This is a genomic window from Rhodococcus sp. 14C212 (genome assembly GCF_011058195.1).
In the GTDB taxonomy this organism is placed as follows: Bacteria; Actinomycetota; Actinomycetes; order Mycobacteriales; family Mycobacteriaceae; genus Rhodococcus; species Rhodococcus aetherivorans.
Map to the genome: position 1 here is coordinate 62557 of NZ_JAALEH010000023.1, position 13145 is coordinate 75701.

Consider the following 13145-nt stretch of genomic DNA (forward strand, 5'->3'; position numbering starts at 1 on the left):
GGGTCGCTGTGCCTTCGGCCCCTTCCCCAACGCTGCCCGGTCGCCATGCCCCGATAGACCGTCTCGGCCAGCACTTCCGGCCCCACGTCCCGGAGGACGTGCGGCTTTGCTGATCCCGAACGAACGTGTCGACCCGCGCGATCGGGTGCCCCACCACCAGCTGCGGGGACAAAGGTACTGGTGCCCAGTCGGTTTCGAGCACGGCAAGCACGCCGGAGCTCGCAGCGTCCATGCGCTGACGTCGGACCACGGGAGATGAGCGACGTGGACGGCATGCCGCGGTTGCCGGAACGGCCCTCGCACACGCCGGGAACAGCGATACACGACGCGCCCCTCGATGTGGACATCGAGGGGCTCGTGCGTCAGGACGTCGACCGGGCGCGAGAGCGGCGGTGTGAGATCGGCGCGGCTGCGCGGGGAAGTGCGCTCGGTTGCGGATGCACGCCGCTGTCGGGCGTGTGGATAGACTCCACCCTACGGTGCATGACAGTCTCTTTCTGTCGTGTGCCCAGACCCCGGTTCGGTGTTGCAGCACCTGCCGGGGTCGACCTTTATGCAGGTCAATGCAGGGATGGTGGCACGGTCGACGGCGACCGTCAACTCGAACACTCGTTCGGTGCAGGTGGACCGCGCGTGACCAGGGGTCTGCTCACCCACCGCCCTCGACGGCCCACCCCGATCCCTGGGGAGGGGCGCTGAGAGAATCCGACAATGCCTCGTTCCACACCTGGATACTTCACCGAGTCCGACGGCACGTACGTGCCCACGAAGTGGGCCGTCAGCCCCTGGTCGACCGCCATGCTGGCCGGCCCGTGCGTCACCGGCCTGATCGCCCGGGAACTCGACACGGAGCACGGCCCCGACGGGTTCGTCCCCGCCCGGCTCACGGTCGACCTGTTCAAGCCGGTGCAGAACGCACCCATTCGGTTCGAGACGAGCCGCGTGCGCGACGGCAACCGCATCCGGGTCGCCGACGCCTACCTGATCCAGGGCGACGACGTCACCGCCCGCGGAACCGTCGTCTACCTGCGCCCGTCGGAGCAGCCGCCGGGAAACGTCTGGACGCGTAACGAACACCCGGCACCCCCCGTCGAGGCGCTCGACGACCCCGACGTGGGATTTGCCCCCACCTGGTTCGGCAGCGACGCCCACCCCGACGGCTGGTCGCAGGTGCGCGCCGAGCACCAGAACGCGAGCCGAAAGCGCATGTGGTCTCGCCAGATTCCGGTGATCGTCGGGGAGGAGATGTCGCCGTTCGTGCGGACCGCCGTGGTGGGGGAGGGCACCAGCTTCATGGCCAACTGGAGCGATGAGGGTGTCGGCTTCATCAACGGAGATCTGACTTTGGCCCTGTCGCGCCTGCCCGTCGGTTCCGAAGTCGGTGTCGAAGCCGACCATCACCTCAGTGCCGACGGCGTCGCCGTGGGCACCTCGGTGCTGTTCGACCGGCTCGGACCGTTCGGAACAGGCGCCGTCACGTGCCTGGCGAATGCTCGACGTCAGGTGAACTTCGGTTAGTAAGAGTGCCTGAGTATCTGCGCTACTGAGCCGCAGTTCTCTTCGGCTCACCTCGCAGTCTGGGCACTATCGGGCATCGACAACCAATGGTTCTCGCGCGCGAAAGTGCTTCTTGCGCACGTAAGAACACGCGCGAGAGAACACCGATGCGCGCGGGTATCGGAGTTCCCTTCAGTGGTGACGCGGCCGCTCGGGGCGATGCCGTCGGATCACGGCGTCGATCCCGTCAGGGTCGTGCGTTCCCCGGATGGAAGGGCTGACCGAGACCGGCGGCACGCCCGTTTCGATCGCGCTGCAGTTGCCATGTCACCTGGTAGGCCATCCGTCCCACACCACCCTCGCGCACATAGGCTTTCGCGCGCATCACCAGTACGAACGGGCTGCCCTGGATGCCGGTGAACTGGCGTTGTTCCAGGCCGACGACGGCGGAGTCGACCGCAAGGATCGCGCCCGTATCTCGAACGTGCAGGCTCGTCATCGAGGCGCTCACCATCGGCACGGCCACATCCTGGCGGGCGAACGTCTGGATGGTGCCGTCGGCGTAGGGCACGAAGGAGAGGATGTCGACATGCTGGCCGCTGTCCTCGGCCGACAGATCGAACATGAGCCATCCGGAATGGATCATCAGTAGACCACTCGTGCCGGCATCGATCATGTAGGGCACTCGGAGGTGTTGGACAGCATCGATGTCGCGCACCCGAAGTCGGACGGTCATGTGTACTCCTGAGGGAGGGACTGGGCCATTACCACCATCCCGCCGGGGCTTCCGGCCGGTAACCCACCCCAGGGCTTCGGTTCGCCCCCCTGCCCGCCGCCGAGCACTCCGGTCGGTGCGAGCGGACGCCGTGCCGGTCAGGGCGCGGGGGAGTGACCCCGTCCCCGAGCGACCCGGCGGGCGAGCAGCGTCGCGGCGGCGACGGCGCCCACTCCCTCGGTCCACAACCTCGGGTTCGTCGACTGCGGCTGCTTCCGGGCGGACAGCGGCATCAGCTCGAAGTGCACGGACGTGTTGTCCGTTCCGGGCTCGCGCCCGAACACGACCCGGCCGGAGCCCAGCCCGTCGCCGAGGTCGAACCGGAACACGTACGGATCGGCGGGGTCGTCGGGGTGCAGCGGCAGGCCCCGGTACAGCGGCGGCAGCGGGGACAGGAATCGGAGCAGGAGTTCGCCGCGACGGACGAAGACCTCGACGCCGGCACCGATCATGGCCCGGACGCGGATGTCCGTGAGCCGGCCGGGTAGGTAGTACCACCCGCAGAGCTCGGACCAGAGTTCGGGGCGCTGCGGAATGTCGGTGCGGATCTTCTCGCCCGGAACGCCGAGCACGGACCCGAGCAGCGTCCCGGTCTCCGCCGTCAGCCAGAACACGGCATTGCGGGCGCCGTTGGTGAACGCCACGACTCCCACACCGTCGTCGGGAGCCATGGTCAGCTGCGCGTTGAAGCCCGGCAGGATGCCCTGATGCTCGGCCACGAGGTGCCCGCCGGCGTCGCCGCGGAAGAAGGTCAGACCGACGCCGGGCAACCGTGGATCCGGCTGGTACTGGGGCGCGAACATGGTGGCGAGCGTCGCGGGTTCGAGCACCGATCCGTGCTCGTTGGCGCCGCCGCCCAGCAGCGCCGCGACGTAGCGGGCCATGTCCGTGGGTGTCGAGTACGCCGCACCGGCTCCCGCCGTCACCGGTTCCCGCTCGGGGACCGCCCGGGGGCCGTTCGAGCGCAGGGTGTAGCCGGTCGCGATCCGTGAGGCGTCCAGCTCGGACCGGACGAGGCCGGTGCTCGTCATGCCGAGGGGGTCGAAGACATGCTCGCGCAGGTAGCGGTGCAGCGGCCGACCGGTGATGTCCTCGACCATCTGGCCGAGCGTCGCGTGCGAGTGGTTCCCGTACCGGAATCTGGTGCCGGGCTCCGCGTCGATGCGCAGTCTTCCTCGGTAATGCTCAGCCAGGGATCGTGGCCGTCCGGGCTCGACGTTCTCCCCGAAATTCGGTCGGAGCGCGCCGGACGCCGGTGCCACCTCGCCGAGTCCCGCGGTGTGGGTCAGCAGGTGGCGCACCGTCGCGGGCCGCCAGCCGGACCGCGCGGGGACCAGCCGGAAGGCGCGCAGATAGTCGGCAGCGGGCGCATCGAGGTCGACGAGTCCCCGTTCCCACAGCTGCATGACCGCGATCGCCGTGAACGTCTTGGTGATCGATGCGATCCGGAAGATCGTGTCCTCGGTGACGGGTCTGTTCGACGGGATGTCCGCGACGCCGTGCCCGTGGAAGAACTCCAGGGTTCCGTCGCGGACCACGCCCACCGCCAGGCCGACGGCGGGCCGGCGGTTGAGGATCTCGTCTACGGCGGCCCGCAGCTCGTGCCGATCGATCTCGGACATGGCTCCCCCTCGTGCGTCCCGGGTCGAATCGATCGTGCACCGAGAGCGGCAGGGATGGAAGGGTTGACACTCGGTGGTGCGGATGCGGGTCGCGGTATCGTCGGATAATTCGCTGCGTGGCAGTTCCGCCCCCGCCGACGTCTGACACCGAGGCGGGTTGCTCGCGTCGCGCCCGAAAGTGCGGTCCGCGCGGGTAGGAACACGCGCGAGAGAACACCGATGCGCGCGGGTGCTCCGGGCCGACGCAGCAACCGCTGCGTGTGTGGCCCGCAATCGGCGTTTCCGACCGGGCCGGGGGTGCCATACTCTCTGAATGTCCTTCAGCCGAGCCCTGGCTGGGCTGCCCGGTGTCGTGACGGTACGCCGTTACCGCCGCGAGTGGTTGCGCTCGGATGTGACGGCCGGGCTCGTTCTGACCGCACTGCTCATTCCTGCCGGCATGGGCTACGCAGAAGCCGCCGGGCTGCCCGCGTACGCGGGCCTGTACGCGACCATCGTGCCGTTGCTCGCGTACGCCGTCGTGGGACCGTCCAAGATTCTCGTTCTGGGACCGGACTCGTCGCTGGCGCCGTTGATCGCTGCGGCGGTGTTGCCGCTGACCGTGGCCGCGGACCCGGAAAGCGCACTGATCCTGGCGGGCATCCTGGCGGTGCTGGTCGGCGTGATCATGGTCGTCGGAGGGTTGCTGCGGCTCGGGTTCGTCACCGAGCTGTTGTCCAAGCCCCTGCGCCTGGGCTATCTCAATGCGATCGCACTCATCGTGATCGTCGGGCAGTTACCGAAGCTGCTGGGCTTCTCCGTCGACGCCTCGGGCCTTCTCGAAGAACTCGCCGCGACCGCCGGGGCGGTACTGGACGGAGACATCGACCCGACGGCGGCGCTCGTGGGCGGAGTGTCGCTGTCGGTGATCATCGGTCTCAAGATGCTGCATTCCAAGGTTCCGGGTGTTCTGGTTGCGGTCGTGGGAGCCATGGTTGTCTCCTTCGCGGTCGACCTCACCGACGACATCGACATGGTCGGCGCCTTGCCGCGCGGCATGCCCCTCCCATCGTTCGGCGGGGTGAATTGGGGTGATGTGGCCGAGCTCGTGGGACCGGCGGCGGGGATCGCGTTGATCGCCTTCGCCGACTCGGGCGTGCTGTCGCGCACCTTCGCAGCCCGGCGGGGCGAGAACGTCGACGGCAGTGCGGAGATGAAGGCGATCGGCGTCGCGAACGTGGCCAGTGGGGTGTTCGGGGGGTTCCCGATCTCGGCCAGCGGGTCCCGTACCCCGGTGGCCGAGGAGAGCGGAGCCCGCACCCAGCTGGCCGGAGTCGTCGGAGCCGTAGCGGTGCTGTTGTTCGTTCTGCTCGCACCCGGAGTGACGGCGTATCTCCCCCAGGCCACGCTGGGGGCGGTGGTGATCGTCGCAGCGTGGGCGCTGGTCGACGTACCTGGTGTCGTGCGGATGTGGCGGATGAGCCGCGTCGAAGCGGGTCTGGCCGCTGCAGCGTTCGTCGGCGTCGCCCTGGTGGGGGTCTTGCAGGGCATCGTGGTGGCGATCGGATTGTCTTTCGTGGCAGTGGTTGTGCGAGTATGGCAGCCCTACCGGACGGAGCTGGTCGCCCTTCCGGATCGGGACGGGTTCCACGACATCACCCGGCACCCCGAGGGCCGGCGCATCCCGGGTCTGGTCCTCGTTCGATTCGATGCTCCGTTGTTCTTCGCCAACGGAGAGATGTTCGACAGCTACGTCCGTTCGTTGGTGAACGACTCGGCGTCTCCCGTCGAATGGGTCGTCGTCGCCGCCGAGCCGATCATCGGATTGGACACCACGGCCGTCGACGAAGTGGTCGATCTCGACCGGTATCTGGAGAGCCAGCACGTCAGGCTGGTATTCGCCGAGATGAAGGGCCCCGTCAAGGATCGGCTCGTGCGCTTCGGCGTGGGTGACCGATTCGATACGTCGCGGTTCTATCCGACGATCGACGCCGCGGTGAGCGCGTTCGAACACCGGAGTCGGCGTCACGGCGACGACCTGCCCGAGGGCGACCCGCCGGGGACTTCGTGACGCTGCGGCGCCGACCCCGTCATTCGGTCGTGAGAAACGAATCGATGACCGGCCCGACGTCGCCCGCTCCGGTCAGCACGTCGATGTGCCCCCCGGAGTGCAGATGCAGGGTTGCATGGGGAAGTAGCCGGTGCATGATGCGCGCATTGACGGCGGGAACGACCGGGTCGTCGGTGCCGGCGACCACGAGGACCGGTTGCCGGATCAGCGGCAGCAGCGGCAGGCTCGTCCACAGGGCCCCGGCGAGCAGTTGCTGCACGTATCCGCTTCGCGACGTCGTGCGGGGCTGCCTGCCGAGAAGGCCGGCGACCGCGCCGGCGTTCGGGCGGGCGGTACCGCCGTACAGTTCCGCGACGTTCGCCGCGGCCCAGGCGGCGTCGTCGAAGCGCCGGCGGGTGAGCATCTTCGCCAAGGTGCGCGGACTGCCCGGGACGGAGACTGCGCCGGTACTGGTGGCGACGAGCACGAGACGCCGGCAGCGCCGCGGATTCTGCAGGGCGAACTGCTGAGCCAGCGCGCCGCCCCACGAGTATCCGACGACGTCGACGACCCCGAAACCGAGGGCGTCGAGGATCCGGCCCACGACCCACGCCAGATACGGGAAGCCGTACGGCACCAGCGACGACGGAGACCCGCCGGCGCCGGGAACGTCGAAGCGCACGATCGTCGCCCCCGCGTTCCAGGACTCCACGAGCGGACCGAGGATTTCCAGTCCGGCGCCGAGACCGTTGCACAACACCACAGGAACTCCGCTCCCGTGGCGCACGCTGACCCGGATCCGGTGGCAGCCGACGCCGACGATCCGCTCCTCGAACCGGGTGTGGTGATCGAGCACGTTTCCGGTGGTCACGTGTAGAGCACAACCATTTCGGCGATACACACCGGTCGTGTCCCACCGTCGATCTCGCAGTTGATCTCGAAGACCGCCTCGACGCCTGCAGGCTTGTGCCGAGCGCCGGCGACCCGAACAGTGGCGCGCAGCTTGGAGCCGGTCGGAACCGGGGCGGGAAAGCGCACCCGGTTGAGCCCGTAGTTGAGCATCGCGGAGCAGTTGTCCACGGCCAGCACCTCCGCGAGGATCACCGGTATCAGCGACACGGTGAGGTAGCCGTGTGCAATCGTGCCGCCGAACGGGCCGCGGGAGGCGCGGACGGGGTCGGTGTGGATCCACTGATGATCTCCGGTGGCTTCGGCGAACCGGTCCACCTGCTCCTGGGTGATCTCCTGGGGGACGGTCGTGCCGAGGTCGTGGCCGATCAGGTCGAGCAGTTCGGCGGGATGGTGGAGTCGAAGCGTCATGATTGTTCCTCGAGGTGCGGGTGTTTCTGGTGGATCTTCGGATGGTGCGGAAGGCGGAGGGAATCGGGAGAGCGGCGTCGGGTCAGGCGTGCCCGGCACGGTCCGATTCGGGCACCCGATTCTGTGGGGACAGTTCCTCGAGGAGGAGTGGCATGCCGATGTTCAGCGAGTGGATGCCGATGGTGGTCGCGAGCTTCAGGACTTCGACGATCTCGCGGGCGGTGACGCCCAGATCGAGTGCGGCTCGTATGTGTCGCCGCAGCCCGGGAGCGTACATGTGGGTGCAGGAGGCATCGACTGCGATGCACAGCAACTGGACGACCTGCGGTGAGAGCACGCCGCTTTCGTACGGCTGCATCGTCGCCGTCAGGTAGTGCTCGGTCCATTCGGGATCGAGTTCCTCGATCCCGTCCCACAGCGGGTTCCAGGTGCCTTCCTTCTTCATGCGGTCGACGATGGAAGGAGCCGCACCGGCCGTGTGGGCCGTCATCGGCCGCGAACCTGGTCGACGACGGCCGAGACCAGCTCGCGCTTGAGAATCTTTCCGGTGGCCGTCATGGGCAGGGCCGTGGTGAATTCGACGGACCGGGGGTACTTGTAGCCGGCCATCTGGTCCTTGCACCAGTCGATCAGCTCCGCCTCGGTGATCCGTGCACCCGGTTCGAGGATGACGAACGCCTTGACTTCCTCGCCGTGCCGTTCGTCCGGGACGCCCACGACGGCTGCGAGCGAGACCGCGGCGTGCGTCATCAGTACTTCCTCGACCTCTCGGGGGTAGACGTTGAATCCGCCGCGGACGATGAGATCCTTGGCCCGGTCGACGATGTAGTAGAAGCCGTCCTCGTCGCGCCGTGCGAGATCGCCTGTGCGGAACCAGCCGTCGCGCATCACCTCGGCGGTGGCATCGGGTCGGCCGAGGTAGCCCTTCATCACGTTGTGGCCGCGGAGTGCGAGCTCCCCGACCTGGTCGTCGCCGAGGACGGGGTTCCAGTGGTCGTCGACGAGCTCGGCCTCGATGCCCCAGACCGGAACACCGATCGAGCCGGGGCGGGGGTCGCGTTCGGGGTCGCTGAAGACGGCCAGCGGCGACGTTTCGGACAGACCGTAGCCCTCGAGAATCCGCACGCCGAAGCGGCGTTCGAACCGGGCGTGGATCTCCACGGGCAGCGCGGCGCCACCGGAGATCGCGCGCCGCAGGGAGCGGGAGATGCGGTCGACGTCGACGGTGTCGTCGACCGCGCCGAGCAGAGCCCAGTACATGGTCGGCACCCCGGCGAAGACGGTGATGTCCTCGCGGACCATGAGTTCGAGCGCCGCCTTCGCGTCGAATCGCGGCAGGAGCACGAGGGTGGCGCCGACCGACAGGCCGGCGTTCATCGTCACGGTCTGTCCGAAGGAATGGAACAGCGGCAGGGTGAGCAGGCAGGTGTCCGGGCGTAGCGGGGAGCTGTCGAACAACCGGTTGGCGGTCAGGGCGTTGAGCACCATGTTCGCGTGGGTCAGCTCCGCGCCCTTCGGCCGGCCGGTGGTGCCGCTGGTGTAGAGAATCACCGCGGTATCGGTGGGCTCGCGAACGACGGTGTCGAATTCCTCCCCGAGGGTCTCGACGGCGCGGGCGAGGGTGTCGACGCCGGGGATCGGCGATGACGTGTCCGGGTCCGCGGTGAGGAGAACCATCTCGCGGCATCCGGCGGCTTCGTCGAATCCGGCACGGCCGTATTCGCCCATGGGCAGGTCGTCGGTGCCCTCGAAGCAGAAGTAGAGGGCGGCACCGGAATCGTCGAGATGGTAGGTGATCTCGCGAGGCTTGAGCAGGATGTTCAACGGCACGACGATCGCGCCGGCTTTGAGGATCCCGTAGTAGACGGCGGGGAACTGCGGGATGTTCGGGCACGAGAGCGCGACCTTGTCGCCGGGGCCGATGCCCCGGGCGGCGAGCAGGTTCGCCACCTGGTTGGCCAGGGCGTCGAGGTGGGCGTAGGTGAGGCGGTCCGTGCCGAAGACCAGTGCGACGCGATCGGGGTAGCGGCGGACGGAGTCTTCCAGGAGTACGGAGAGGTTGAACACGGGCGTTTGTCCTGTCGTTGTGACGATGGCGACGGTGGGGTCAGCCCAGGGGTGCGTCGGTGGCGGCGCGGACCTGCTCGGCGGTGACGCCCGGGGCGCACTCGACCAGCACCAGCCCGGTGTCGGTGACGTCGAGGACGGCGAGGTCGGTGATGATCCGCTGCACCACGGCTTCCCCGGTGAGGGGCAGGGTGCACCGCTCGACGATCTTCGATGCGCCGGTCTTGTCGGTGTGCTCCATCAGCACGATGACCGTGCGGGCGCCGTGGACGAGGTCCATCGCCCCGCCCATGCCCTTGACCATCTTGCCCGGCACCATCCAGTTCGCCAGATCCCCGGTGGCCGAGACCTGCATCCCGCCGAGCACCGCGGTGTCGATGTGCCCGCCGCGGATCATCCCGAACGAGATGGCCGAGTCGAAGAACGCCGCACCGGGGTGGACGGTGACGGTTTCCTTGCCGGCGTTGATCAGGTCCGGATCGACGGCGTCCTCGGTCGGGTACGGGCCCGTCCCCAGGATCCCGTTCTCCGAATGCAGGGTGACCCGCACGCCCTCGGGCAGGTGGTTCGGGATCAGCGTCGGCAGTCCGATGCCGAGATTGACGTACTGCCCCGGCGTGAGTTCCTGCGCGGCGCGGGCCGCCATCTCGGTACGTGACCAGCCGAGAGTTTCCATCACTGCGGTCATGCTCGGGCCTCCTTGGCGGCGCATACGGTGCGCTTCTCGATCTGCTTGTGCTGCATGCCGGTGTGAACGATGCGGTCGACGAAGATTCCCGGAAGGTGCACCTGCTCCGGGTCGATCTCGCCCGGTTCGACGAGCTGTTCGACCTGGGCGATGCAGATCTTCCCGGCCATCGCGGCCAGCGGGTTGAAGTTCATCGCGGCCTTGCTGAACACCAGGTTGCCGTCGGTGTCACCACGCAGCGCATGTACCAGGGCGAAGTCCGCGGTGATCGACTCCTCGAGCACGTACCGCCTGCCCCGGAACTCGCGGATCTCCTTCGGCGGCGACGCGAGCGCGACGGATCCGTCCGCGTGGTAGCGCCACGGCAGCCCGCCCTGCGAGACGGGGGTGCCGACCCCGGCGGGAGTGAAGAACGCCGGGATGCCGGCGCCGCCGGCGCGCATCTTCTCCGCCAGGGTGCCCTGCGGGGTCAGCTCCACCTCGAGTTCACCGGACAGGTACTGGCGGGCGAACTCCTTGTTCTCCCCCACGTAGGAAGCGGTGACGCGGCGGATCCGCTTGTCGCCGAGCAGGAGTCCCAGCCCGTGCCCGTCGGTGCCGCAGTTGTTGGAGAACACCTCGAAATCGGTGCCCTCCCCCTCTGCGAGTGCCGCGATCAGCTCGTCCGGGATGCCCGACAGGCCGAAACCTCCGACCGCGAGCGAGGCGCCGGACGGGATGTCGGCGACGGCCTCGGCTGCGGTTGTGTAGACCTTGCTCAATTTCTTTCTCCGTACTGGCGCACGAGGCGCGATACATGGTGGCGTGTGGCTGGTGTGAGGGGGGCGGGCCGGCGACGTCGAGCCGTGGCCCGCCCCGGTTCAGCACCGCGCTGCGGCGGACGCTGCGGTGTGCTCGATCAGTTCCCGTAGTAGTTCCTCGGCGCGCGGCCAGTATCCGTAGCCGGCGGCTGGATTCAGGTGCCCGACGTTGCCGAGGTCGACCAGCCGGCTGCCCCACAGCTCGGCCATGCCGGTCACGCGGCGGTAGCAGGCGAGTGGATCGTTGCGGCTTGCTGCGACGACACTCGGGAACGACAGCCTCCGGCGAGGGATGGGGTTCCAGCCCCCGCGGTCGAGGTCTTCGCCGGAGGGGTAGCCGGCGGGCAGCGGCAGCTCCAGGTCCGCCGGGGTTGCCAGCAGGGCGCCCTGGATCGGCCGGGTGGGGTTCTGTGCCCAATGGACTGTGGTCATGACTCCGGCGCTGTGCGCGACGAGCACGACCGGACCGGAGACGTCGTTCAGGACGGTATCGAGAGCGGCGACGCGGGCGGCACGATCGAGTTTGTCGTGCTCGAGCGGGGGCACGGTGCGCACATTGTCGAGGCGTCCGGCGAGCAGGGTCTGCCAGTGGTCCGCGACGTGGTCGCGCAGACCCGGCACTATCACCACGGTCGGGGAGGTGGGACTGTTCAAGATCGGCTCCGGTAGATCATTCGGAAGTGACTGGGAAGCAAGGCCGTCGGTTTCAACGGGCGGGAGGAGTGGTCAGTGCGAGGAGTTTGCGCAGTCCCGCAGGATGGAGGCGCTTGCCGGCCAGCAGGGCGGCGATGGCGGCGAGGTAGACCAGGGGAGACAGCTGCAGCGCCTCTCGCAGGCCGAGCCGATCTGCGAGGATGCCGACGACGAACGGGCCGAGGGCGAGACCGAGCAGGTTGTTGGCGACGGTGAGCGTGCCCATCGCGGACGCGCGGACCGACGTGTGGGTCAGGTTCGCGACCATCGCTGCGGTTGGACCCGAGGAGCCGGCGGAGAAGAAGGCACCGATTCCGATGAGCGCCAGCTGGACGGGGCCGGCCTCGAGCCGGAAGGCGGTAAGCAGGCACACCAGCGCGATGATGCAGAAGACGACGGCAGCGGTCCACTTGCGGGTGATGTCGTGACGGCCGAGGCGGTCGGTGATGATGCCGCAGACGACCATGCCACTGCCGACGAGAAGTACGACGATCGAGGCGGCGGCTCCGGCCTTGTCCGGGGCGAGACCGTAGTACCGGTTGAAGTAACTCGGAGTCCACGACAGCAGCACCGCGGCGGTGAATATCTGCAGTCCGCCACCGATGTAGGCGAACAGCACTGCCGGATTGGTGAACAGGCTCGACACCGGGGCGCGAAAGCCGTCGGGTGGGGTTGCGGTCTGCCTCGGATGTTCGTCGGCGGCGTTCTCGGCGAGCTTGCGTTCGGTGACGAGCGTCCGGAACAGCGCGACCAGGATCAGACCGAAGACCGCCATGGCCGCGAACGACCATCGCCAGCTCAGGTGCACGGCGATCACGCCGCCGAGCGCGACGCCGATCACCGAGCCGAACGATCCGCCGGCCATGAAAGCGCCGCTGAGTGAGGCGTGGACCCGCGGTGCGAATACGCTCAGCACCACCGCGATTCCGACGCTGCCGTAGGCGGCTTCGCCGACGCCGACGAGGAATCTGGCACCGAGCATCTGCTCGAAGCTGGAGGCGACCGCACAGAGCAGGGTGGCCGCGCTCCACAACACGGCCATGAGCACGAGGCTCTTGACCCGGCCCCACCGGTCCGCGAGCAGCGACAGCGGCAGGGTCAGCAGGCCGACCATGAGGGCGACGATGCTGGTGAGAGAGGCGAGCTGCGAATCCGAGAGGGCCCATTCGGTTTTCAGGAATGGGAAGACGGCGCTGAGGACCTGTCGGGACATGTAGTCCGAGAGCAACAGCCCGAAGGTGAGGGCGAAGACGATCCACGGGTACGTCCGTGAGCGCGTGCGGGAGTTGGTGCGGGGACCGGCGTCCGGGATGCCGGTCGGATTCTCCACGGGGGAGGGGGGTAGTCCCATGGGAACTCCTGTGGGCGAGGGTGGCGGTGAATGTGGAGGATCGACCGCGAGGAGGACAGAACGAGAAGGCGTGGGCCTCTCCCGTGGCGCCGCCACGGGAGAGGTGGCACCCACGGCCGGGGCACGCACGGTGCTGTGTACGTGCCCCCTCCGGGGAGGTGTCCGGTGTGCCTGGCTCAGGCGTGCTGGGTGAAGCCGCGCTGGCCGGGGCGGCGGTTGGGTGCGAAGCCGATCTTGGCGAGGGTCTCGTCGGCGTCGGTGTAGCGCTCGTCGAGCTTGTAGATCTCGCGGGCCTCCTTGCCG

General features: G+C 68.4%; 12 protein-coding genes and 1 pseudogene. 2 read left to right on the forward strand and 11 right to left on the reverse strand.

Annotation, left to right across the window (positions count from 1 at the left end; all coding sequences use genetic code 11):
• Window positions 1–711 precede the first annotated feature (711 nt).
• Complete coding sequence (locus tag G6038_RS12995) at window positions 712–1518, forward strand: acyl-CoA thioesterase domain-containing protein (RefSeq protein WP_165038233.1); 807 nt, start codon at window positions 712–714, stop codon at window positions 1516–1518.
• 226 nt (window positions 1519–1744) lie between these two features.
• Here G6038_RS12995 and G6038_RS13000 read toward each other — a convergent pair whose 3' ends face one another.
• A complete protein-coding gene (locus G6038_RS13000; protein ID WP_165038235.1) occupies window positions 1745–2233 on the reverse strand; it encodes a hypothetical protein in 489 nt (162 codons plus the stop codon).
• A gap of 137 nt (window positions 2234–2370) precedes the next feature.
• On the reverse strand, window positions 2371–3894 hold the full coding sequence (locus tag G6038_RS13005) for a serine hydrolase domain-containing protein (protein ID WP_165038237.1): 1524 nt from the start codon (window positions 3892–3894) through the stop codon (window positions 2371–2373).
• A 313-nt stretch (window positions 3895–4207) separates the two neighbouring features.
• Here G6038_RS13005 and G6038_RS13010 point away from each other — a divergent pair, with 313 nt between their 5' ends.
• Window positions 4208–5944, forward strand: a complete 1737-nt coding sequence (locus G6038_RS13010) for a SulP family inorganic anion transporter (protein ID WP_165038239.1) — start codon at window positions 4208–4210, stop codon at window positions 5942–5944.
• Between the two features lie 19 nt (window positions 5945–5963).
• Here the strand turns inward: G6038_RS13010 and G6038_RS13015 are convergent, their stop codons facing one another.
• The 9 genes and pseudogenes from G6038_RS13015 to G6038_RS13055 form a co-directional block, all read right to left on the reverse strand.
• Window positions 5964–6794, reverse strand: coding sequence for an alpha/beta fold hydrolase (locus G6038_RS13015; protein WP_165038241.1), 831 nt, complete (start codon window positions 6792–6794; stop codon window positions 5964–5966).
• Complete coding sequence (locus tag G6038_RS13020; RefSeq protein ID WP_165038243.1) at window positions 6791–7243, reverse strand: MaoC family dehydratase; 453 nt, start codon at window positions 7241–7243, stop codon at window positions 6791–6793. The genes G6038_RS13015 and G6038_RS13020 overlap by 4 nt, the downstream gene beginning before the upstream one ends.
• A gap of 82 nt (window positions 7244–7325) precedes the next feature.
• Complete coding sequence (locus G6038_RS13025) at window positions 7326–7733, reverse strand: carboxymuconolactone decarboxylase family protein (protein ID WP_240918466.1); 408 nt, start codon at window positions 7731–7733, stop codon at window positions 7326–7328.
• The gene (locus G6038_RS13030; protein WP_165038245.1) at window positions 7730–9310 is read right to left on the reverse strand and encodes a long-chain fatty acid--CoA ligase; all 1581 of its coding nucleotides are present in this window, start codon (window positions 9308–9310) and stop codon (window positions 7730–7732) included. Before G6038_RS13030 ends, G6038_RS13025 begins: the two co-directional genes overlap by 4 nt.
• Window positions 9311–9350: 40 nt before the next feature.
• Entirely contained in the window at window positions 9351–9998 is a 648-nt protein-coding gene (locus tag G6038_RS13035; RefSeq protein WP_165038247.1) for a CoA transferase subunit B, read from the reverse strand.
• Entirely contained in the window at window positions 9995–10759 is a 765-nt protein-coding gene (locus G6038_RS13040) for a CoA transferase subunit A (RefSeq protein WP_165038248.1), read from the reverse strand. The genes G6038_RS13035 and G6038_RS13040 overlap by 4 nt, the downstream gene beginning before the upstream one ends.
• 99 nt (window positions 10760–10858) lie before the next feature.
• Window positions 10859–11452: an alpha/beta hydrolase gene (locus G6038_RS13045; RefSeq protein ID WP_165038250.1), complete on the reverse strand. Its 594-nt coding sequence runs from the start codon at window positions 11450–11452 to the stop codon at window positions 10859–10861.
• A gap of 52 nt (window positions 11453–11504) precedes the next feature.
• Window positions 11505–12842, reverse strand: a complete 1338-nt coding sequence (locus G6038_RS13050; RefSeq protein ID WP_165038252.1) for an MFS transporter — start codon at window positions 12840–12842, stop codon at window positions 11505–11507.
• A 176-nt stretch (window positions 12843–13018) separates the two neighbouring features.
• A pseudogene (locus tag G6038_RS13055) lies at window positions 13019–13145 on the reverse strand (3-keto-5-aminohexanoate cleavage protein); the annotation flags it as partial.

What these genes read in the sequence shown, in the direction of transcription:
- G6038_RS12995 (WP_165038233.1), top strand. Translation starts at nt 712, where the DNA reads ATGCCTCGTTCCACACCTGGATACTTCACCGAGTCCGACGGCACGTAC.
- G6038_RS13000 (WP_165038235.1), bottom strand. Translation starts at nt 2,233, where the DNA reads ATGACCGTCCGACTTCGGGTGCGCGACATCGATGCTGTCCAACACCTC.
- G6038_RS13005 (WP_165038237.1), bottom strand. Translation starts at nt 3,894, where the DNA reads ATGTCCGAGATCGATCGGCACGAGCTGCGGGCCGCCGTAGACGAGATC.
- G6038_RS13010 (WP_165038239.1), top strand. Translation starts at nt 4,208, where the DNA reads ATGTCCTTCAGCCGAGCCCTGGCTGGGCTGCCCGGTGTCGTGACGGTA.
- G6038_RS13020 (WP_165038243.1), bottom strand. Translation starts at nt 7,243, where the DNA reads ATGACGCTTCGACTCCACCATCCCGCCGAACTGCTCGACCTGATCGGC.
- G6038_RS13025 (WP_240918466.1), bottom strand. Translation starts at nt 7,733, where the DNA reads ATGACGGCCCACACGGCCGGTGCGGCTCCTTCCATCGTCGACCGCATG.
- G6038_RS13035 (WP_165038247.1), bottom strand. Translation starts at nt 9,998, where the DNA reads ATGACCGCAGTGATGGAAACTCTCGGCTGGTCACGTACCGAGATGGCG.
- G6038_RS13050 (WP_165038252.1), bottom strand. Translation starts at nt 12,842, where the DNA reads ATGGGACTACCCCCCTCCCCCGTGGAGAATCCGACCGGCATCCCGGAC.